We start from the raw sequence: 20,702 nt of genomic DNA on the forward strand, positions 1-20,702 counted from the left end.
AGCGCGGCAGGTGCGGGCAGCTGTCGTTGTGAAACCCGCTGGACCTGGATGCCTCGCTGGAGGGACTCTTGGGCATGGAGTTTCTCTGCTACCATCGCGACCGGCCCGGCTCCCTGACGCTGCGCGAGGAGCTGCTGGAAGAGCACTGGTCGTACATGGACCGGTACGCGAAGGAGATGATCGCCCGGGGTCCGACCCTCGCCGACGACGGCGACACGCCCACCGGCAGCGTGCACATCGTCGACCTGCCCGATCCGGCCGCCGCCCGCGCCTTCGCCTTCGACGAGCCGAACTACCAGGCCGGCGCCTACCGGGACGTACTGCTGCGACGGTGGCGCAATCTGCTGGGGCACACCATGTGGGACTTCTCCGGCGGACCCACCGATGGAAACCGTTACCTGGTGCTCGGCCTCGGTGCGGGGGAGGCCGTCGACCTCGCGGTGCCGTCCGACCGGGACGAGCTGATCGCCTACGGGCCCCTCTTGTCCGACGACGGCGCCACCTGGCTGGGGACCGCGGTACTGGCCCGGTCGACGGACCCCGAGACGGCACGCGCCATTCTGACCTCGGAGCGGTACGCGGACGTCGAGGTGCACAACTGGCAGTTCGGTGGGCGCCCGTCATAGCCGAAGAGGACCGACGTACAGCGGGCTGTCGAGCCACTACGGTTCGTAGCGCCGGCGGGCGAGATGGACGATGACGTCGGCGGAAATCTCGACCGTCCCGGGCAGGACCTGCATGATCTTGCTGAATACCTGCTTCTGTGCCGGGGGCGGCAGTACGAGACAGGCCGAGATGGTCGAGAGATGGCCGACGTAGTCGCGAGCACTCATCGTCAAGCGCCGCTCGATCACGGACTGCTGAACCCCGGTGAACCACTCGGACCGTTGGAGCTCCGTACCCGGCCACTGCATGTCGCTCTCCGGAGGTGTCCCGTCCGGGGACGGGACACCGTCGCTCTCCAGGAACGGTGCCCGTGCCGCGCGGACAGCCTCCTGCACCGCCGGATCAGTCAGCTGGACCGGCCCGCCGAACGAGGCGAACACGCCACCCGGCTCCAGCAGCTCGGCCATGCGTGACCACCGGCCTTCCGGCTTCGTCCAATGCAGCGCGGCCGCCGCGTAGACCAGCCCGTACCGCTCGCCCGGCCGCAGGTCCTCGAACGCGGCCCGTTCCGTCCTGACACCCGTCGGTACGTGCCTGCGCAGCTCGGCGAGCATGGCCCCGTCCGGCTCGGTCGCGGTGACCGCGACCCCCCGCTGAACCAACAGGCGGGTCGCCTTGCCCGTCCCGGCGCCGATCTCCAGGGCGGTCCGCACCGGTTGGCCCGCGTACGCCATCACCACGTCGAAAAGCTCCACGGGATACCCCGGCCGGAACCGTTCGTATGCTTCCGCCATCACTCCGAAGCTCAGCGCGCGACCAGACACGCCGAGCATCCTGACACGGGCTGAGCCGTCGTTCATCCGCGGGCGACCGTTCTCCCGGCCCGTCCGGCACGTGAGAGCCCGCACGGCCCGGACGGGCGGTGCGGGCTCTCACGTGTGAGGTGCTCGGTGCGGGTCAGTCCTTCTCGGCGCCGGCCGCGCCACCGGTCGCGGTGGTCTCGGGGGCATGGCCCGCCTCGTCGCGGGGTGCCGGGACATCGGAGGGGGCGCCTTCCGCGGCGAGGCGCTCCATGCCGCTGGTCGTCTTCAGGGGCTTCTCCTTGAGGAAGAGGACCGCCAGAAGGCCGAGGAAGGCGAACGGTGTGGCGATCAGGAAGAGGTCGCCGGTGGCGACTCCGTAGGCGTGCTCGACGATGTTCTTCATCGGCTCGGGAAGCTTGGTCATGTCGGGCACGGCGCTGCCGTGACCGCCGGCGGGTGCCGGGAGGCCGTTCTCCGCGAGCCCCTTGGTCATCTCGCTGGCGACCCGGTTGGCGAGCACCGCGCCGAGCACGCTGGTTCCGATGGTGCCGCCGAGACTGCGGAAGAAGGACAGGACGGACGTGGCCGCGCCCAGTTCGTGCGCCGGTACGTCGTTCTGGGCGGCGAGAACGAGGTTCTGCATCAGCATGCCGACGCCGATCCCCATGAACGCCATGTAGAGGCTGAGCAGCCCGAAGTGTGTGTCGGCGTCGATGGTCGACAGCATGCCGAGCCCGGCCGTCATGATCACGGCACCCGCGACGAGGTACCGCTTCCACTTGCCGGTCGCGGAGATGATCTGCCCGGCGACGGTCGAGGACACCAGCAGACCGCCGATCAGCGGAAGGCTCATGAAGCCCGCCACGGTCGGGGACTTGCCCAGGGAGATCTGGAAGTACTGCGAGAGGAAGACGGTTCCGGCGAACATCGCGATACCGACGAAGAAGCTGCCCAGGGTGGTGAGCGTGACGGTGCGGTTGCGGAAGATGTCCAGCGGGATGATCGGCTCCGCGGCCCGCGACTCGACGAACACCGCCGCGGTCAGCAGCACCACACCGGTGACCACCAGTGCGGCGGTCTGCCAGGAGGCCCAGTCGAAGTTGTTGCCGGCGAGCGAGGTCCAGATCAGCAGCGCGCAGACGCCCGCGACGATCAGGAAGGCACCCAGCCAGTCGATCCTGACCTTACGGCGTACGGTCGGCAGCTTCAGGGTGCGCTGGAGCAGCATGATCCCGGCCAGCGCGAACGGCACGCCGACGAAGAAGCACCAGCGCCAGCCGAGCCACGAGGTGTCCACGAGGACACCACCGATCAGCGGTCCGGCGACCGTGCCGACGGCGAAGACGGCGCCGAAGATGCCCGCGTACTTGCCCAGCCTGCGCGGCGGGATGATGGCGGCCATCACGATCTGGGCGAGCGCGGTGAGGCCACCGGCGCCGACGCCCTGGATGACCCGGCTGACGATCAGGGTGTTGACGTCCTGTGAGAAGCCGGCGACCAGGGAGCCGACGACGAACAGGCTGAGTGAGAGCTGAAGCAGCAGCTTCTGGTTGAAGAGGTCCGCGAGCTTGCCCCAGAGCGGCACGGTGGCCGTCATCGCGAGGAGTTCGGACGTCACGACCCAGGTGTAGGCGGACTGGCTCGCGCCGAGGTCGGCGATGATGCGCGGCAGGGCGTTGGCGACGACAGTACCCGCGAGGATGGCGACGAACATGCCTGCCATCAGGCCGGACATCGCTTGGAGTATCTGCCGGTTGGACATGGAGGACGGCGCCTGATCGGGCGCCTCTACTGCGGTCACGGAGTCCTTCTTCGGTGCTGGGACAGAACAGAGGTTGGTGTGAGGAGCGGGGTCGGGCAAAGGGGCCGGACGGGCAGGGGAGAGGTGAGCGGCTGACCGGCGGAACGATGAGCCGCCGAGCCGATGAACCGGCGAACCGCCGAACCGCCGGGCATTCGAACCGCGGGACTACCCGGGTGGTCGTGGCAGGCCTTGGGCCAGTTGGGCGAAGACTTCCTGGAACGTGTCGGCGAGTTTCACCTCTCCGGGGTGGTCGCACCAGTGCTCGACGGCGACCCGCACGGCGGTCTGGGCGACCGCGGCGAGCAACTGGGGGAAGAGGCTGTCGCCGCCGTGCGCTGTTGCGGAGTCCGGATGCGCCGCACGTTCGCGGCATCCGCCCCGGCCCGTCCCCGTGGCGGCGGTCCCGGACTTCAGCCAGTCGGCAATGGCGGCGGCCAGTGCCCGCTGGTCCGCGACTTGGGCCTGGAGGCCGCGCTGGATGAGGTGGGGGGAACGCTGGAGGACCCTGGCCTGCAGCGCCCAGAACTCCTGGCGCTGCTCGAATCCGTCGAGCTCGTCGGCGAGAGCCTCGCGGACCACGTCGAGTGGCGGACGATCGGCCGGGGCACGGCGAACGGACTCCCTGATCCGCTCGCCCACCTCCTCGTCGATCAGCACGAACGCGTCATCGTGGCTGGGGAAGTAGTTGAAGAACGTCCGGGGCGAGACGCCGGCAGCTTCGCTGATGGCCTCGACCGTGACGTTCTCCACGCCGTGTTCGGCGGCCAGACGTACGGCTGCTTCCGCGAGGGCGTTGCGGGTCGCCTGCTTCTTGCGTTCCCGAAGCCCCGGCGAGGACGGCCTCCTACGCTCCGGCGGCCCCGATGCGGATGGCTTCTGGGTGGGCACATCTTGCATAGTAGGCAAAAATGCAGAACCTGCAAAATTATCGCCCACTCGTCAGCCGATGCGCCGGTCGTCGGTCGATGCGTGGGGCGGTCGTCGGTCCGCTCGATCGCCCGCAGCGGGGTGATTGGCATCAGAAATGCGACAAGAGCTCAGGTGTGGCCGGCGGCTGGCCGCATCGGAGTGTCGACGTGAAGTCTCATCAACACCGGAGCCGCGCCCGGCGGGCCGGGGCCGCGTCGTGGGAGAGGTGGACCGCGCACAACTCATCCGCTTCTGTCGTGAGTTCGCCGCCGACGTCGGAGAGGTGCCCGCCGTGCACGCCCGTACCTGGGCCGGCTCGCGCTTCGCCGACCGGCACTTCACGTTCTGGGAGACCCTGGACGGCACCCCCGTCGCCATGGCGGCCGTGACCTCGATGATCGCCGGCATGGTCCGGGTGGACCCGGTCTACACCCCGGCCCGCCTCCGGGGCCGAGGCTATGCGGGCGCCTTGACAGCCGAGGTGAGCAGGGCCGCGCTGGCCGGAGGCGCGACGGACGTCGTACTGTTCGCGGACCCGGCCAACTTGACCAGCAACGCCCTCTACCAGCGCATCGGATACGTCCCGGTCACCGACTTCGTCGCGTACGACTTCTCCCGTCACGCACCAGAAGCCGGTTGAGAACGCCCGGAACCGCGGTCCAGGGGGCGCCGCCCGCTTCCGGCATGGCTACCGAACGGCTCGCCCGGCGCGAGCGGGCCACAGGAGGCCGAGTGGCAGAGGCCCGGAGCGCGGACGGCGCCCGCGCTCCGGCCCGCTGCCGCCGGCTCAGTCCGCGTAGACCTTGAACCCGGAGATCTGGGCGGCCGGCCACCCGGTGTTGGCCGTGAAGGTCAGCCGTACGTACCGGATGGTGGAGCCCGTCGGCAGGGTGAGGGTGGCGGTGTTGCCGCTCGCCGGGTCGAACCTGTGGTCCGACGTGGCGAGCACCTGTCCCAGGCTGCCGCCGGCGGTGCCGCCTTGTACCGAGAGCGTCTGGGTGCGGGCGCCCCAGGCGCTGGACGGCGGCAGTGTGAGCACGATCCGCCGGACGGCGGTCGCTGAGCCCAGATCGACCTGGATCCACTGCGGGAAGGCACCGTTCGCCGACTCCCAGTAGCTGTTCGCGTCGTCGTCCACCGCGTTGCCGGAGCCGTAGCCCTGGGTGTGGCCGCTCTCCGTGGTCGGCCGGCGCAGGGCGAGGTCAGTGCCGCTCCCAGCCGTGCCGGTCGTGGCGGTGACCTGGTTCGACGGCAGCGAGACGCCGCCGGCCGCGTCGAGCGCGGCCACGTGGAAGGTGTATCCGGTGGACGGCGCGAGACCGGTGACGGTGAACGAGGTGCCGGTGACGGTGCCCACCTGGGTGCTGGCCGGGCCATCCACCCGCAGCACCCGGTAGCCGGTGACGCCGACGTTGTCCGTCGCCGCATTCCAGTTCAGTGTCACCGAGTTGCTGGAGCGGTCGGTGACGCGCAGGTTCGTCGGTGAGGTGGGCGGGGTCGTGTCGGAGCCGCCCGAGGCCGTCGGCGGGGTGGGGCGGACCGCGGTGAGGCCGATCTCGCCCTTGAGCATCCGGCCGCCGTCGCCGGTCAGTCTCAGGTAGTAGTCGGACGAGCAGACGGTGCCGTCCTCGTCCAGCGCCAGGAAACCGGACCCCACGGGGACCGAGGCCTGGGACTCGGCAGTCTTGGCGATCTGGTTGCCCTCGTTGTACTCGTCGAACATCGATATGTAGATGCCCTGCACCCCGGCGCGGCACATGTTGTAGAACTGCCGCCACATGAAGTCGCCGTGCGCTCGCTGGCGGCCGGATATGTCGCCGGGCAGCACGCACGGCTGGTAGTCGATGTTGTGCGCGACGCAGTCCGCCTCGTCGCCGACCGTGTAGGTGGAGTAGGCGTTGTCGGAGTCGCCCGCGTTGCCGATCGCGCCGACCATCCACGGGGAGATCATGTGGAAGGCGTGGTAGACGTCCGTGTACCCGGTGCGCGTTCCCGCGCCACCCGTGCGCCATTCGCGTGGCACCCCACCGATGACATAACAGCCCTGCGCCTTGAACCAGTTGATGACATCAAGGCAGGCTTCGGCGGAGAACGGATGGTTGCCGTCATTGAAGCCGAAGCCCCAGATGCACACCACGGGCTGCCCGTTCTGGGTGGCGTACTGCGGTGAGGCCGTGTGCGCCTTCATCTTGTTCGTCCAGTCGGCCTTGATCTCCGACTGCATGCCGGTCCAGCCACTGACGTCGTACATCACATAGAACTTCACGCTGTGCGACTCGGCGGCGGAGCGCACCTTGACGGCCATCGCGTCGCGAGTCGGTCCCTCGCCGCCGGTCGGGTTGAAGCGCTGCAACGCGGCGGTGTCGATCCCGTACTGACGCATCCACCGGAAGTGGGTGTCGACGGTCTGCTGGTCGTGGGACGAGAAGAGCGTCGCGGGCTGCCCGTTGCCGAGGCTGTCGTAGGCGGTGGGGTAGCTGTGCGTGTACTCCCGCATGTCGGGCCAGCACTTGGTGCCGGTGTTCGACGGGGACGGCGGCCGGCTCCAGTCCTGGGTCCAGTGCCACCAGCCATTGATCGGGGCCCCGTCACCGGTACAGGCGAACCAGCCCTGATAGCCGACGGTGACCTTTCCCACCACGTCGCCCGGCGGACTGCCTGCGGCCACCGCGGCCCCGGCGAGGGCGGTCTGCGCGCCCCCTGCCGCGCCCACGGCGGTGACCGCGATCACCGCTTGCATAAATGTCCGGCGTGTGACACCCATCTGGACGCTCCTCCGAGTTGGTCAACACCGGTGCCCACAGGGCTGGTTGGGCACGGGGCGGGCCGGGGATCCGTTGCGGGGATCGTAACGACGGGGTTACATCTGAGCAATAGTGCGAGCACATCACGAAATTATTTACTGATGTAACGCAATAATCCTCCTATTCGGTCTCTGGTTGCCGTGCAGGTGGGCGGGCGGTCGACTATCGGTCGTAAGGCCCTGTGCCGTTGACCAGGTCGCCTTGAGTGGAGTGCGTTCGAAACCAGCCGTCTCCACAGCCGTCCGGGTCGGGCCTCTGCTCAGACGCTGCCTGTGCCTCTCGTAGGCTCCCGGCATGTCTTACGGGGTGGACGCGCGGGAACTGTACGAGGCCCTGGGGCAGTACGAGGGGATGGAGCCGTACGAGAAGATCGTCGCGCCGTGGCTCGATCGGGCCCAGGGCGGCTACCGCGCCTGGCTGGCCACAGCGGCCGAAGACGGCTCATGGTGGACCGGGAAGTGCACGGAGCCCACCGGGCAGGAACTCGTGTGGGAGCTCTACGCTCTGCACCGGGTCAGCGACCGGCTGCTGTTCACTTTCCAACGTTCCTCCGACGGGCCCGGCTGCCCGGACCCGCGGCCCTTCCCCTCGGAGCGGCGGTACCGCGACGTGTTCACCTCGCTCGGCATGACACCGTTCGAGGACGGCGTTGCGTTCGACCCGTTCCTCCACGAGATTGTCGAGGTCGAACAGGCCGATGACCCGCACGCTCCGATCGAGATCACCGAGATCCTCTGGCCTGGCCTGATGCTGGGCCAGCTGCTGTTCAGCCGCGCCGGCGTGCGGATCCGCGCCGGCATCAAGCACGCCCAGCGCGGCGTCGCGGACCGCTCACCGCTGTACTGGGCTTTCCGGCGCCGCCACCGGCCGACGGTAGACCTGTCCCAGGGCTGGGGCAGCAATTCCCAGTGGCGTACTGACTTCCGCCTCGACTACCGGAGCCCGGCCGGCGATCGCCTCAACGTGGCGGGGGACCGCCCGATCGACGGCAGTGCCGACCTGCACCCCGACCACCCGGAGAATCTCAGCCCCGAGGAGAGGCTCCTGACATCGGGTGAACGGCGCGAGCTGTTGCGCCACCGCTGTCTTCTGCGCGCGCCCGAGGCCGCTGACGAATGGGTCGGATCGCCCGCCTGGGAGCGGGATCTGATGCCCTTCGACTGGCGGCTTCCGAACTCCGAGGCTTGACCCCGGGGCGGCCGGGAGCCGGGGGACCAAGACGGCCGGACCTGCCTGTGCCGTGATGGCAGCCACTTGCGGCCATCGCTCGTGGGCGGGATGACTCACACTGTGGCGCATACGAAGGTGCGTCGGTCCCGGGGGCTGTTTGGCACAGTCCATCCTGCCGGTGGTACCGACTCCTGATGATCGTTGGCCGTGGAGGGTGAACGGCGGGCGGCGACGGCGGTCTCGGTGGTGCTGGGGACGGACATCCGCGAGCGGTTGGTACGGAAGGCGGCCTCGGTGAAGTCCGAGCTGTCCCCACCACTGGTGTTGAACGCGATGGCAGCCTGGGGTGCATGGCGGCGGATCAGGTTCACGATCTGCTCGAAGAACGGAAGCAACTGCTCCGTCTTCCGGATTCCGGCGCCGACAACCACCATGTCCCAGGCGTGCTCGGCCGGCGACGCGACAAGTGTGGGCCCGGCCGACGTGCCGAACGCGACCAGCGTCATGGCCGCCTCGATATGGTGCTCTGCGAACCGGTCCAGCTCCTTGTCCAGGGCCGCGCGGAGGCCCTCCGCATTGACACCGGGTATTGCCTGCGGGGCATAGCCAACAACAAGTACGGACGACATACAGCCAAGCTGCTCGCGCTTCCCCGAGCGTGATCCGCCGGACAAGCCTGACCGAGTGCGCCGGCCGCTGCCCCTGCTCCCGCCCTCCGGGCTCCCGCTGCGCGCTCGGCCCATGAAGGGCGCCGCACTGTCCCCGTCCTGCTTTCGTGGGTGCGGCGGCGCCGACGCCCTCGCATAGGCTGGCCGCCTCATCCGGCGCACCGCGACGAGGATCAGCCCATGCGCAGCAGCACCACCAGGATCCGCCTGATCGAGCCCGGCGACGCAGCCCCGATAGCCGCCCATCGGGTGCGGGACTTCGAGGCGTTCCGGCCCTGGGAACCGGCCCAGCCGGCCGACTTCTTCACCCCGGAGGGCCAGGCGGAGCGGATCGACGGTCTGTTGGCCGGATACCGGGCCGGCACGGTCTGGCCGGGTGTGGTGCTCGCCGACGACCAGGTCATCGGGCAGATCACCGTCGGAGGCATCCTGCCGCAGCCGCACTTGCGACGCGGCTCCGTCGGATACTGGATCACCCGCCTCGCCCAGAAACAAGGGCACGCCGGTCACGCCGTCGGGCTCGCACTCCGGGTGATGACGGACGAACTAGGTTTGCACCGCGCCGAGGCGTCCACCAACCTGGAGAATCTGCCGTCGCAGCGGGTGTTGCGCCGCAACGGGTTCACCCCGTACGGCGTCGCGCACTCCTCGATCTTTCTCGACGGGAGCTGGCGGGACGGGCTGCTGTGGGAGCGGATCCTCGGCGACTGAGCTTGTTCTCCATGGGCCGAGGCCGAAGAAGAACTCCCACTTGATGAGAGGTTCGGCTGTTCGCCTTCCACGGATTCCGGCCGACCGGGGACAAAGCCGCACACTGAGGCGAAGACGGTGCGGGACGGCGCTGAGGGGCTACGAACTCGTGGACGTATCCTTGTACGGCGCTCCGTCCCCCAGTTGTGCAAGGTCCGCACCGAGAGCCATCAGGGACTCTTCAGTCTCGATACCGCGGGCCGCTGTCAGGGAGATATGGCCTCGCATCCCGGACACGCCTTCCGCGTTCGTGTAGCTGTATGCGCCTAACCAGGCGATCCCCTCAGGCATACCAATCACACTATCGACCCAGCCATTCGTGGCATAAGTATCCGGCCTGTCTTCCCAAACAGCGTCCAGGCGCCGCGCACTTCGCCGGCCCGACATCACGACGACAGGTTCAGTAGTCAGGGGGAACGGGCGAATCTGTGTGTGAAGAGGTAGTTGAGCTGCCGGCGCACCCACTGGCCAGGGGCGAGCCGCACTGCCGCAGGGCGGCACCCGGTGGGGTGCCGCCCTCGGCCGCCTGAGGTGACGTCAGCGCACGGTGAACGTCCACACGCCCGAGCCGACCCGGTAGACGGCGGTCCGGTCCGTGCCCCGGGTGTGCTCGGCTCCCCGCGGCGCCTCGACCCGGTCGTGCCGCGCGGTCACCGGAACGTGCACCATCGCCTGGCTGTTGGCCGGAATCGTGACGGTCAGCCGCAGCGAACCCCCGGACCGTTCCCACGTGCTGGCGACGCGCCCGCGCACGGTCTCCAGCGCGGCGGAGACGCGGTCGAGGGAGGCGGGCGCCGTGGGCGCGACGGTGATGTCGCCGTAGCCGGCCTTCGCGGGCCTGATGCCCGCGAGAACGGTGTACAGCGAGGTGTTGACGCCCGCGAACATCGCGTGGTCGTGCGTCTCCATGGCGGAGTCGTAGAGCCACTGCTCCCAGCTGGCCGTGGCGCCGTGGGCGAGCTGGAAACCGAAGCCCGGGTAGTCGGGCTGCTGGAGCATGGTCAGCGCGAGGTCGGTGCGGCCGATGCGGTCCAGGGCGTCCACCAGGTGGCGGGTGCCGAAGATGCCGGTGTCCAGATGGCTGTCGTTCTTCTCCGTGATCGTCCGCACCAGCTGGTCGCCGACGGCTTTCTCGCGTGCCTCGGGCACCATCCCGAAGGCGAGCGGCAGGATGCTCGTCACCTGGCGGCCGCTGCCGTAGGTATCGCCGGCCTCGTTGAGGAAGTGCGCGTTGAACGCGTCCTTGATGCGAGCGGCCAGCTCCTCGAAGTGGCGAGCGTCCTCGGAGTGCGCCAGCGCGTCCGCGGCCTGCCCGGTCACCTCGGCCTGCCGATAGGACAAGGCGGTGTTGACCAGAGACACCTCGCTGGTGCAGTCGCCCGCGCCGGGACTGCCCATCCCGCCGTTCGCCTCGGGTCCGTGGTCGGGCGGGCACCAGTCACCGAAACCCTTGTCCTGCGGCCAGATGAGCCCGGGTTCGTCCGCGGCGTTGCGGTCGACGAATCGCTTCATGTCCGGGTACGCCGTCTCCAGCGCGTCCCGGTCGCCGTACTGCTCGTACACCGTCCACGCCAGGACCACCTGGCCGCCGGCCATGTCCGGGTACTGCGCCTTGACGTCGTCGGAGGGCAGGGCCGTGCCCGGCGGCATGTCCTGCAGGTACTTCGCGTAGAAGCTCCCCATCCCGAACTCACGCACGGCCGCGTCCCCGTAGGCCTGGACGTCCATGGCCGGTGGGGTGCGTTCGTCCCGGACCGGAGTGTCCGTGGGGGTGCTCATGGAGTTGTTGATGATGCTCCAGCGGTTGTTGCGCCAGATGCTGTTGAGCATGTCGCTGGAGGAGCTGAAGCTGCCGGTCGACGGCACGTCGGCGTGCACGACACGCGCCTGCACGGCACCCTTCGCAGGACGCCCGGGGGAGCCGGTCACCTCCAGGTACCGGAAGCCGTGGTAGGTGAAGCGCGGCTCGTACGTCTCCGGCTCGCCCGTGCCGGCGAGCGTGAAGGTGTCCGTGGCGGCGGCGTCCCGGTTCGTCGACGTGTCGAGCAGACCGTCGGGCCCGAGCTCCTCCGCGGTCCGCAGCGAGATACGGGTGCCCGCGGTGCCCTCGGCCCGCAGTCGGGCCCAGCCGGCGATGTCCTGCCCGAAATCGTAGACATAGGTGCCCGGCCGGGGCTCGGTCACCTTCCGCGGATCCAGAGTGTCCGCCACCTCGACCGAGGGCATGGTGCTCGCGCGCAGTTCCCCCTCGGGTGCGTTCGCACCGCTGACCGGCTGCCACGCGCCGTCGTCGAAGCCGGGCCGGTCCCAGCCCCGCTGCTCCTTGCGGGCATCGTAGGACTCGCCGTCGTAGAGGTCGTCGGCGGTGATCGGACCGGTGGACCACTTCCAGGTCGGATCGGTCGTCAGACGGCTGTGGCTGCCGTCGGCGTACGTGACGTCGAGCAGCATGATCGCCTGCCGCTTGCCGGTCCAGCGAAAGCCGTACGGGCTGAAGTTCGCGCCGTACCCGTTCCCGAGCCACAGCCCCACGGAGTTGGCGCCGCCCCGCAACTGCCGGGTCACGTCGTAGGTGTCGTACAACACGCGCCGGTCATAGGGGGTGTTGGCCGGGGCGAGAACGTGATCCCCCACCTTCGCCCCGTTCAGGCGCAGTTCGTGGAGGCCGAGCCCCGCCACATAGGCGCGAGCGCTGGCAACCTTCTTGTCGGCGACGCGGAAGTCCTTGCGCAGCAGCGGGGCTTCCGCCTTGTCCTCGGACGGGGTGATCCACTGCGCGCCGTGCCAGTCGTCGGCCGTGCGCAGTGCCGTGTCCCAGTGCGCGGGTGCGCTCCACGCGGACGCCCTGCCGTGTCCGTCCCAGACGCGGACCGTCCAGTAGTAACGCGCACCCGGGGCAAGCGGTTTGCCGCCGTACTCCACGGCGACCGACTCACTCGAACGACGCCTGCCGCTGTCCCACGCACTGCCGTGCCCGCGTGCCAGATCAGCCGGGTTGCCCGCTACCAGGACCTGGTAGGCGGACTGTGTCGCGTTGCGCTCCCCGCTGGTCAGCTTCCAGCCCAGCAGCGGGTGTTCGGCCTCGACGGCCGACGGATCGGTGCGTCCGCCGACGGTGACGCCTTGCAGGTGGAGCCCACCGGACGCGGCGGCGGGATGGGCGCTGCCGGTGAGCAGCGCCACCGTCAGGAGCACGGCGGCACACAAGGGTGCCGGCGCTCTCCGGTGTGTGGCGCGGGTGCCGCGTAGAAGCATGGGGGGAGCCTTTCGCAGGCTGCAGTTGCCGGGCAGGGGCCGTGATGGGCAGGGGGCCGCTTCCCGTGCCGTGTGACGCGAGGCGCGGGAATGAAACGTTTCACGAGACCTTAGGCGGCTGCTGTGAGCAGCGTCAACGGTTACGTCAGGTTCACCGTTCCTCGCGCCCCACGCAAATGCGACTTGCCCCGGACGGCTGCCCGCAGCGTCCGACTGCACGCGCAGGACGCCAGGAATGACGCCAGGAAGGTCTGTCTTCTTCCTGGCGCACGGTCTCTACGGCATCCGGTCCGAGTCGTGGAACGAGCAGCAGACCCCGGCACAGGGGATCGACCGCGTCGCGGCGAAGCGACCGGGAGGGTCCGCCTCGGCCTGTACTGTCCGGCGGTCTCAAGGCGGACGTGTCGGATAGCGCTGCGCCGTCAGCGAAGCGTTCTGGGTGGGGGTGGCCGACCGGCGACGTCCGCGCAAGGGAGGACGAGGCGGACTTCGCCTTCGGTGAACCGGGGGGTGCGGGATTGGCGGCCCGCTCCGTGTTACGGCGTGGGGGGCTGCTTCGGGGAGCGGAGTACGAGCAGGGTGATCTCGCTGGGGGCGAAGATGCGGAACGGCGGGCCCCAGAAGCCGGTGCCGCGGCTGGTGTAGAGGAGGGTGCGGGCGCCGTGGCGGCTGAGGCCGGCGAGGGCGGGCTGATCGAGGCGGACGAGGTGGTGGAAGGGCCAGATCTGGCCGCCGTGGGTGTGGCCGGAGAGCTGGAGGTCGATGCCGCCCGCTGCGGCCTGGTCGATGAACTTGGGCTGGTGGGCCAGGAGCAGGACGGGCAGGTCGGGGTCGGCACCGTCCAGGGCCCCGGCGAGGTGGGCGCGGTGACCGGCCAGGCCGGAGGACTCGGCGGTGACGTCATCCACGCCGGCGACCACAAGGGTGTCGCCGCCGCGTTCGAGCAGCAGGTGCCGGTTGCGCAGCGGCTCCCAGCCCAGCTCGTCCATCAGGTCGACCCAGCCCTGGGCCTCGCTGTAGTACTCGTGGTTTCCGGTGACGTAGACCCGGGCCCGGGCGGCTCGCACGGTGCTGAGCGGGGCGGCCTGGGCACGGCGGCGTTCGGCCGTGCCGTCCGCGATGTCTCCGGTGTGGCAGACCAGGTCGGCTTCGAGCGTGTTGACCGTCTCGCAGACCTGTTCCGACCAGCGGGCGCGGTCGAGCGGGCCGTAGTGGGTGTCGGTGATGAGGGCGACGCGCGTGCCGTCCAACCCGGACCCCAGACGCGGGAGATGAACGTCGAGTCGGCGAACCCGGGGTACCCGGCGGGCCTCGGTATACCCCCAGGCCAGCAGCACGGCCGCTACACCGAGGACCGCCCAGGTGACGATCCGGGCCCGGTTCTGCCCGTCGCCCACGCCGGTCACGGTCAGGGCGAGGCGCAGCAGGGTGCCGAGCAGGACGGACCAGGTGAACAGTACCCAGCTGGCCCCGAGGAGGGTGTCCCCGATGATGGCCGCCCAGTCCTGCTGCCGCCGGCCGTGGCCGCGCACCATCGCGAGCGGCATACCGATCAGACCGAGGACGAACAGGGCGGTGCCGCCCAGCGCCACGGGGAGCGGCCAGTTCTGACCGGCGTGCAACAGCACCCAGCAGGGCACGGCCCACAGCAGGACGGGCGCGATCAAGGGGATGTAGCGCATCAGGCGGCGCAGTGGGCTCTGCTGGGGTGCAGGTGCCGCACCGTCCGCGGATCGGGCTTCGCTGATGTCGGTCACGCTTCCCTCCTCAAGTAACCAGACTGCCAACGCGGCACTGTATCCGGTCGTCCCTGGGGGACGTTCTACCGGTCATGGATCGTGCTGGACGAGTGGGCCGGCGAGGTCGGGGGCGCGAGCACCGGCACCACGGTCCGTTCTGAGCAGGTCCCGGAATGCGAACAGCTCCCGACCGACCGATTCGGAACGTGGGCGCGCGTCGCCGCATCTCATCTGCAGGGGCGCGCAGTTGCACGGAGGTGGGTGTCCGCGGTCAGGGCGCCGCGTCCGTGGGATTGAGCAGTACGCACTGATCAAATTTCATGCAGCCGCACTCCAGACAGTCCGCAACCGCCTTCCGCAGGACCTGAGCCTGCGCGATGTGCCGATCGAGTTCGGGCAGCTTGCGCGCAGCCATCTCCCGCCACTGGCGGGTGGCGGACGGAGTGGTGTCATCGGCCAGCAGCTGCGTGATCTCGGCGAGGGTGAACCCTGCCCGCTGCGCCATCTTGATCAGGGCGACCCGACGGACAGTGGCCACGGGCCACACTCGGCGCCCCCCTTCGCGAAGCGCAGGAACTTCAGCCCTTCGGTGTGCTGGGCGACCATCGCCGTGGTCAGCCACGCGTTCTCGCACCAGGCGCGGCATCGCGACGTGTGCAACCAGGTAGCCCAGGATGGAACAACGGGACGGACCTCCCTCTTCAGTTGCCCAGGATCGACCTGAGCACGGCCACGTACTCGGGGCCGGTGTTCAGCGGTCCGTACGCGGGTGGGTCTTCCGGACCGGTGAGAGCGTCCAGCGGCCGGATGACGACGCCGTAGTCGGGCCGGTGCTTGTACTGGATCGACATCCGGTCACGGCGCACCCTGACCACCCGGTGCGGTGCCGCCCGGTGCAGCCCGTTCGACCACCGCTGCACATAGTCGCCGAGGAAGAGGAACAGGGCGCCGGGAACAGTGGGGACGTCCAGCCAGTGCCCGTCGGAGTCACGGACCTGAAGGCCCGGTTCGTTCTGGTCCAGAATGGTCAGCAGAGACAGGTCGATGTGCGGCGACATCGCGTGGCCGGAACCGGATCGGGTGTCGGGCGGCCGGCTCGCACCGTAGTGGTTGAAGCCCAGCCGGTGCAGCGGACTGCCTGCCAGGTACGGGGCGAACGCGTTCTCCTCCAGTCCCAGATCCAACGCGCATGCGGCGAGGATCCCGTCGCCCAGGCGAGCCAGATGCCCGAAGAGCTCCAAGGACTTGGGGAACGGTGTGTGGTAGAAGTCCGCCGGTGAAGGCAGGGGAAGATCGTCGGTGGTGTTGCCGACCCGGTACTGCTCGCAGCTTTCGGTGCCGCCGTGGGTGCGACTGCGTTCCCTGCCGAGCCTGCGGTACCCCAGGAACTGAGACTGCTCGCAGGCGTCGTACTGCCCCTTCTCCGCCGGAGGCAGCGAATAGAACCGCCGGGTTTCCTCGTAGACATCGGTGATCAGGTGAGCCGGAATCCCGTGGTTGTGAACGAAGAGGAATCCCTCGGACCTGAAGCTCCCGCCGAGACCGGCAGAGACTGCCGACCGGTCCTTCGAGGTCCAGCCGGCCGCATGTCCCGGAACCTCTAAGTGCGATATCAACGGTTTCCTCCTACTTGATCGCCGATCGGAATATGTGAGGCCCGGCTCCTCGACTCCTCCGAAAAACCCGATCAGAACCAGAAGCCAGAAACGCCCCGCAGTCTGAAGGCCGCAGAAGAGTCCGTACAGCCCGCAGGATCGGCTTCCGGCCAACCTGCCGGAGCTCCTGCCGCACGCCGATGGTCAGCGCCGGTGAAGCGGTAGTCGGCGAACTGTCCGGAGGGGCGGTTCGAGGCCAGCACCTCGTGGTAGGCGCCGCTGGGTAAGAGGACCAGGGTGTCGTGGTCGGGTTCGATCGTGCGGTAGGTGTCTCGGCAGGCTCTGTGCGGCCGTTGCTTACGGCGGTGTCGTACTCCCTCAGCCGTCCGCCCCGGAATCCGCGCGGGCACCGGTGCATGGAGTAGATCGCGGACATGGCCTGTGCCGGGTCCGCGACCTTGGTCGCGTCGATGTGAATGCCACGGTCGGCTGGCTCCCAGAGGGGGAACCGGTGTGGGGCCAGCGCTCAGCCCGACGCGAGCGTGCGCTGGTGAGTCCTGGTCAGCGGCGGCCGGTGGCCAGGGTGACGAGGAACTGACCGCCGCCCGGCTCGATGGCGGCGGTCACCGGCAGCCCCGGCACGAGTCGGGAGAACCGGTCCACCAGCCAGTCCGCCGCCTCTTGGGCGTCCCGCATGGTCGGACAACGACCCACCATCTCGCGGCCCCCCTTGCGCTCCAGCCTCCCGGCAACGGTGATCAACGCCGCGGGCTCGACCACGTACAGGTGCTCGGGCCAGGCGATGACCACCTTGACCGCGCCCTTGCGGGTGTTGCATCCGCGGTGCGCGAGCCGCTCGGCGATCTTGGCCTTCCGGTCGGCGGTCCGGCTGTCGACGCTGGGCCCGCGCGGGTCGTTCACCGACTCGTCGGGGTCGACCGCTTCGTCACACACCCAGCATCGCCAGCCGTCACGCTCGGCCACATCATCAAGGAGACTCATCCGAGCAAACTAGCCTGCCCGGCTGCTACCCCGCGCACGAGGGCCCCGGCAAAGCCTTAACAGCGGCCAACAATGCTCCAACGCCTGGCAACCAGCGTCACCGATGCTTTGACCTGTGTGAATGCCGATGCCCTGATCTCCAACCGAGGTATCGGGGGCGGTGAGCCCGAGGGCCATGAAGGCACCGACGGGGAACTCTGGTGTGTTCGGGCCATCACCTGCATCTTCATCGACCACCACCAGGCATCCCTGATGACCACCACCCGCAGCCCGGCCTTCTCGCAGAGTGGCCCATCGGCAGCTGATCACGCACAGGCCCGGCACCCTTGGCTGGTGCCGGGCCTGCGGGGCGCCGCGCCGCTGCTCGGCGCCGGCGGTTCGGATGGGTCCGGGCTATCGGCCTCCGCGGTTCACGACTGACTGACCTCGGCTGAGAACCAGTCCACGCTCATCCCCGCGCCGGAGCTGATGTCGGCCGAAGGAGAGGTACAGCCGCAGACCTTGTCGGGATACGAACCACCGATCGCCACGTCGAAGATGGCGAAGTACCCGTGGTCGACGGCGGCCTTCCAGGTCGCGTCGGACACCTCGTTCTGGTTCACCGCGAAGGTCTGGACACCGTCCAGGTAGAAACGCAGCTGCTCGGCCGCCGTGTCTCTGCGGTCGACGGTCACCGAGTACGTGTGGTAGCCGGACTGGCAGCCGTCACAGGCCTGCAACCCGCTGCTGATCCCGTCGGGGTCGTGGCACTCGCCGGCCCACTGGCCGCAGTGGAAGGTGGTGGAGTGCTGACTGAGTGCGTTGACGTCTTCCATGATGTCGAGCTCGCCGATGCTGGGCCAGTTGGTGGCCCCGGCAGGGCGGGCGTCGGCGCCCATCGCCCAGAAGGCCGGCCAGTAGCCGAGTCCGCTGGCCGGGTCGGGCTGTTTCAGGGAGGCGCTGAGCTGCATCTGTCCGCCTGCAGGTGCGGCGAAGTCGGTGCGTTGGGTCTCCACCCGGCCGGACGTCCAGTGTCCCGAGGCGTCTCGTATGGGTTTGATCACCAAGTGACCCGAGCCGTCTTGGTAGACGTTTTCCGTCGAGTCCGTGGATGTTTCGATCTCGCCGGTACCCCAGTTGGCGGCGCCGCCGGGGTAACTGGTGCCCTTGTCGTAGAGCCAATCGGCTGTGTCGAGGCCTGTGCCGCTCGCGCCGTCGAAGTCGTCCCTGAACATGGTGGTCCAGTCGGCGGCTGTACGGGCCTTCGCGGCCGGTTCGACAGCCGTGGCGGTGCCGGAGAGCCCGGCGGGATCCGCCAGTCCCGTGAGCCCGGCCAGTGGTAGGCAGAGCGCGAGTGCGGCGAGCGCGACCGGCAGACGCCGCCGGGTGCGGCCGCCGGGGGCGGGAGAGGTACCTGGCGACCTGCCGAGGAAAGCGATCCTGTTCATGGGGGCTGCTTTCGTGGGGGTGGGGGGAGAGGAGGCTGAGAGCGCTCTCAGTCGCCGTGCGAACGACTGTCGGGCACGGTGGCTGACCCCGTCAAGGCGCTTGCAACGTTCACTTTGTGAAACCAACTAGACGTGTAGGCTGGCTAGTTGGCACGTCTTCTTCATCTGTCGATGCCGCGAGGGGCGTACGTGACGACGTGTGTTCAAACCGCGGTGGCCTCTCAGACCAGTTCGAGGTGCGTCCGATGCCGCTGGGGACGCCTCGCGGTCCGCATCCTGCGGCTGGAGGCCCGCGCCGGTACCCCCGTGACCCTGGCCTGCGGTATGAGCATCGGCAGTGCCGGAGCCATACTCATCCCCACCACGATGCCCGACCGGCCGCAGATCCTGCTCCCGTTCTGCGTGATGCTGACCCGGGCGCACCGGGCGCACCGGGCGCACCGGGCGCACCGGGCGCACCGGGCGCCCCGGGCCAGCTCCCGCGACCGCGCGAGCCCGATGCCTGATGCGGGAACCGGGGAGCACAGTCACCACCGGGTCGCGGGCAGCGGTGAGGCGGTCGCCGTCCCTGACGACCGGCCCGTGCCAGCACCATCGGCGCGTTGCGGGAAGTCACCGGCGGCCCGTATGAGGTACGCGCGCCGTTGACCGAGCCGGCCCCGTCCGGTCAGGGCAACTGCGGCGAGTAGTTCACGTGCTTCACGTCGTAGTAGCGGGCCACGCACGCCGTCGACCAGCTTCGCTTCCCGTTGCCGAACGGCTCTGTCATCTTGCCGATGGGCGTCGGCGTGTACGGGACGACCTGGGCCCCGTGTGCAACCCGGGCGCGGATCCAGTGGTCCTGCCGTTCCCAGTCGTGCGCCCGCACCCGCATCTGACTGCCCAGGTGGACGAGCGGGGGCGCGAGGCCGATACATGTGCCGGCGCACAGCACCGCGGCGACCCAGCGCAGGGCGGCGACGTGCGGCCGGAACCCCTGGAGCGCCTGCCCCAGGAGCGTGCCGAGGCCGGTCAGCAGCACGATGTACAGGAAGAGGAAGTCGTTCCAGAGCCGGGTGGAGGCGACCACACCGGCTTTGAAGACGGGATACGCGACGAGCGTGGCGAGATAGCCGCTGACGAGGAAGGTGACCACTCCGGCGCCCACCAGCAGGACCGGGCGGCGGGGTGGGCTCGGCGTGGCGCCACCGGGGCCCCGCAGCACCAGACCGAGCAGGACACCGGCCGCGACCGCCCCCAGGTACGGCCACGCCGAGAACGTGTCGGTCATGATGTGCGCGAAGCTGCGGGCGGCCCCGGCCAGGGAATCCGGGGCGATCAGCGAGGTGTCCTTCGCGGCGCCGAACCGGTCCCTTCGGCGCCGCGAGCCCGGAGACGTCACCAGGATCAGCGCACCGGCCACTGTTCCGGCCAGGCCGACGGCGAACCAGACCCGCAGCCGACGGCGTTGCTCCCCGCCCGCCGCCCAGAAGGTCAGCACGAGCGCGGCGAGCAGTACCACCAGCACGACGACGGTGCTCTGCTCCGACAACGTTCCGATGCAGATGCCGATGACGAGGCTGATGGCCAGCGCGGCAGCTCTGGCCCTGCGCGACCGGGCGAGGAGGAACGGAATCACCGCCGCGCAGGCCAGGACCGGGGGCAGCGTGTGCGAGACGGATGCGGCGGGCCAGTAGAACGTCTTGTAGGTGTTGGGCGATCCCAGAAGGAAGACCACCGTCACCATGGACGCCACAAGAAGGGAAACCCCGCGCGGCACCGCGAGTGACGCCCTGCGCAGGGCCAGCGCGGTCACGGCCCACAGAATCCCCAGCACGAGCACGGCGCTGATCGGGGCGAACCACTGCTGCCCCGCCACGCCGAATCTCCCGTAGACCCAGACCAGCACACCGTTCATGACCCGCCCGTTGTCATGGTCGTAGAACTTGCTGACCATTCCGGAGAATCCGTGGTCGCGGATGACCGGCAGGAAGCACCATTCATCGCCGCTCGGCCGCACCCACTGAGCGAACGTCGAGGCCAGTGCGAGGAGGCCCAAGGGGAAGAGACAGAGGACGTACGCCCACGGCACGGTCCGCGGCCTCCGGGAGGTGGGACCGCTCGCACGCGCCGGCTGCTCTTCTTCTCCCACTGCGGAATCCGTCCTCGATCGGCCACCGGCGATCCGAGA

Annotated in this window: 15 protein-coding genes and 2 pseudogenes; 5 read left to right on the top strand and 12 right to left on the bottom strand. The window is 69.3% G+C overall.

The features are described from left to right. The first annotated feature begins 74 nt into the window (after window positions 1-74). Window positions 75-626, top strand: coding sequence for a YciI family protein (locus ACIQM0_RS14935; protein ID WP_401286326.1), 552 nt, complete (start codon window positions 75-77; stop codon window positions 624-626). Between the two features lie 36 nt (window positions 627-662). On the opposite strand, the gene ACIQM0_RS14940 is transcribed toward ACIQM0_RS14935, so the two are convergent. The 3 genes from ACIQM0_RS14940 to ACIQM0_RS14950 form a co-directional block, all read right to left on the bottom strand. Continuing rightward, window positions 663-1,400: a class I SAM-dependent methyltransferase gene (locus ACIQM0_RS14940; protein WP_401286327.1), complete on the bottom strand. Its 738-nt coding sequence runs from the start codon at window positions 1,398-1,400 to the stop codon at window positions 663-665. Between the two features lie 163 nt (window positions 1,401-1,563). Next, window positions 1,564-3,171: an MDR family MFS transporter gene (locus ACIQM0_RS14945; RefSeq protein ID WP_363025706.1), complete on the bottom strand. Its 1,608-nt coding sequence runs from the start codon at window positions 3,169-3,171 to the stop codon at window positions 1,564-1,566. A gap of 207 nt (window positions 3,172-3,378) precedes the next feature. Beyond that, the gene (locus tag ACIQM0_RS14950; RefSeq protein WP_401286328.1) at window positions 3,379-4,101 is read right to left on the bottom strand and encodes a TetR family transcriptional regulator; all 723 of its coding nucleotides are present in this window, start codon (window positions 4,099-4,101) and stop codon (window positions 3,379-3,381) included. A 205-nt stretch (window positions 4,102-4,306) separates the two neighbouring features. Between ACIQM0_RS14950 and ACIQM0_RS14955 the strand changes: the two are divergent. Further along, window positions 4,307-4,762: pseudogene (locus ACIQM0_RS14955) on the top strand (GNAT family N-acetyltransferase); the annotation flags it as partial. A gap of 147 nt (window positions 4,763-4,909) precedes the next feature. Here ACIQM0_RS14955 and ACIQM0_RS14960 read toward each other — a convergent pair. Beyond that, window positions 4,910-6,886 (bottom strand): discoidin domain-containing protein, encoded by a 1,977-nt coding sequence (locus ACIQM0_RS14960; RefSeq protein WP_401286329.1) that lies wholly within the window; start codon window positions 6,884-6,886, stop codon window positions 4,910-4,912. A 334-nt stretch (window positions 6,887-7,220) separates the two neighbouring features. Here ACIQM0_RS14960 and ACIQM0_RS14965 point away from each other — a divergent pair, with 334 nt between their 5' ends. Next, window positions 7,221-8,114 carry a hypothetical protein gene (locus ACIQM0_RS14965; protein WP_401286330.1) on the top strand — a complete coding sequence of 298 codons (894 nt, stop codon included), beginning with the start codon at window positions 7,221-7,223 and terminating at the stop codon, window positions 8,112-8,114. A 287-nt stretch (window positions 8,115-8,401) separates the two neighbouring features. Here the strand turns inward: ACIQM0_RS14965 and ACIQM0_RS14970 are convergent. After that, a pseudogene (locus ACIQM0_RS14970) lies at window positions 8,402-8,725 on the bottom strand (hypothetical protein); the annotation flags it as partial. Between the two features lie 219 nt (window positions 8,726-8,944). Between ACIQM0_RS14970 and ACIQM0_RS14975 the strand changes: the two are divergent. Continuing rightward, the gene (locus ACIQM0_RS14975; RefSeq protein WP_401286331.1) at window positions 8,945-9,475 is read left to right on the top strand and encodes a GNAT family N-acetyltransferase; all 531 of its coding nucleotides are present in this window, start codon (window positions 8,945-8,947) and stop codon (window positions 9,473-9,475) included. A gap of 576 nt (window positions 9,476-10,051) precedes the next feature. Here the strand turns inward: ACIQM0_RS14975 and ACIQM0_RS14980 are convergent. From ACIQM0_RS14980 to ACIQM0_RS15000, 5 genes are all read right to left on the bottom strand, one after another. After that, window positions 10,052-12,709, bottom strand: coding sequence for a family 78 glycoside hydrolase catalytic domain (locus ACIQM0_RS14980; RefSeq protein WP_401286332.1), 2,658 nt, complete (start codon window positions 12,707-12,709; stop codon window positions 10,052-10,054). 596 nt (window positions 12,710-13,305) lie between these two features. Next, a complete protein-coding gene (locus ACIQM0_RS14985; protein ID WP_401286333.1) occupies window positions 13,306-14,526 on the bottom strand; it encodes a metallophosphoesterase in 1,221 nt (406 codons plus the stop codon). Between the two features lie 253 nt (window positions 14,527-14,779). Beyond that, window positions 14,780-15,046, bottom strand: a complete 267-nt coding sequence (locus tag ACIQM0_RS14990; protein ID WP_401286334.1) for a MerR family DNA-binding protein — start codon at window positions 15,044-15,046, stop codon at window positions 14,780-14,782. 163 nt (window positions 15,047-15,209) lie between these two features. After that, window positions 15,210-16,124 carry a 2OG-Fe(II) oxygenase family protein gene (locus ACIQM0_RS14995; RefSeq protein ID WP_401286335.1) on the bottom strand — a complete coding sequence of 305 codons (915 nt, stop codon included), beginning with the start codon at window positions 16,122-16,124 and terminating at the stop codon, window positions 15,210-15,212. Window positions 16,125-16,664: 540 nt separating this feature from the next. Next, window positions 16,665-17,105, bottom strand: a complete 441-nt coding sequence (locus tag ACIQM0_RS15000; protein WP_401286336.1) for a hypothetical protein — start codon at window positions 17,103-17,105, stop codon at window positions 16,665-16,667. Between the two features lie 72 nt (window positions 17,106-17,177). Here ACIQM0_RS15000 and ACIQM0_RS15005 point away from each other — a divergent pair, with 72 nt between their 5' ends. Beyond that, complete coding sequence (locus tag ACIQM0_RS15005; RefSeq protein ID WP_401286337.1) at window positions 17,178-17,525, top strand: hypothetical protein; 348 nt, start codon at window positions 17,178-17,180, stop codon at window positions 17,523-17,525. On the opposite strand, the gene ACIQM0_RS15010 is transcribed toward ACIQM0_RS15005, so the two are convergent. Together ACIQM0_RS15010 and ACIQM0_RS15015 are read right to left on the bottom strand one after the other, a co-directional pair. Then, window positions 17,516-18,532, bottom strand: coding sequence for a glycoside hydrolase family 16 protein (locus tag ACIQM0_RS15010; RefSeq protein ID WP_401286338.1), 1,017 nt, complete (start codon window positions 18,530-18,532; stop codon window positions 17,516-17,518). The genes ACIQM0_RS15005 and ACIQM0_RS15010 overlap by 10 nt on opposite strands. 667 nt (window positions 18,533-19,199) lie before the next feature. After that, entirely contained in the window at window positions 19,200-20,603 is a 1,404-nt protein-coding gene (locus ACIQM0_RS15015; protein ID WP_401286339.1) for a DUF6056 family protein, read from the bottom strand. Window positions 20,604-20,702 lie beyond the last annotated feature (99 nt).

This window comes from Streptomyces sp. NPDC091387 (assembly GCF_044756945.1).
Lineage (GTDB): Bacteria > Actinomycetota > Actinomycetes > Streptomycetales > Streptomycetaceae > Streptomyces.

What these genes read in the sequence shown, in the direction of transcription:
- ACIQM0_RS14935 (WP_401286326.1), top strand. Translation starts at nt 75, where the DNA reads ATGGAGTTTCTCTGCTACCATCGCGACCGGCCCGGCTCCCTGACGCTG.
- ACIQM0_RS14940 (WP_401286327.1), bottom strand. Translation starts at nt 1,400, where the DNA reads ATGGCGGAAGCATACGAACGGTTCCGGCCGGGGTATCCCGTGGAGCTT.
- ACIQM0_RS14945 (WP_363025706.1), bottom strand. Translation starts at nt 3,171, where the DNA reads ATGTCCAACCGGCAGATACTCCAAGCGATGTCCGGCCTGATGGCAGGC.
- ACIQM0_RS14960 (WP_401286329.1), bottom strand. Translation starts at nt 6,886, where the DNA reads ATGGGTGTCACACGCCGGACATTTATGCAAGCGGTGATCGCGGTCACC.
- ACIQM0_RS14965 (WP_401286330.1), top strand. Translation starts at nt 7,221, where the DNA reads ATGTCTTACGGGGTGGACGCGCGGGAACTGTACGAGGCCCTGGGGCAG.
- ACIQM0_RS14975 (WP_401286331.1), top strand. Translation starts at nt 8,945, where the DNA reads ATGCGCAGCAGCACCACCAGGATCCGCCTGATCGAGCCCGGCGACGCA.
- ACIQM0_RS15000 (WP_401286336.1), bottom strand. Translation starts at nt 17,105, where the DNA reads ATGAGTCTCCTTGATGATGTGGCCGAGCGTGACGGCTGGCGATGCTGG.
- ACIQM0_RS15005 (WP_401286337.1), top strand. Translation starts at nt 17,178, where the DNA reads ATGCTCCAACGCCTGGCAACCAGCGTCACCGATGCTTTGACCTGTGTG.
- ACIQM0_RS15010 (WP_401286338.1), bottom strand. Translation starts at nt 18,532, where the DNA reads ATGAACAGGATCGCTTTCCTCGGCAGGTCGCCAGGTACCTCTCCCGCC.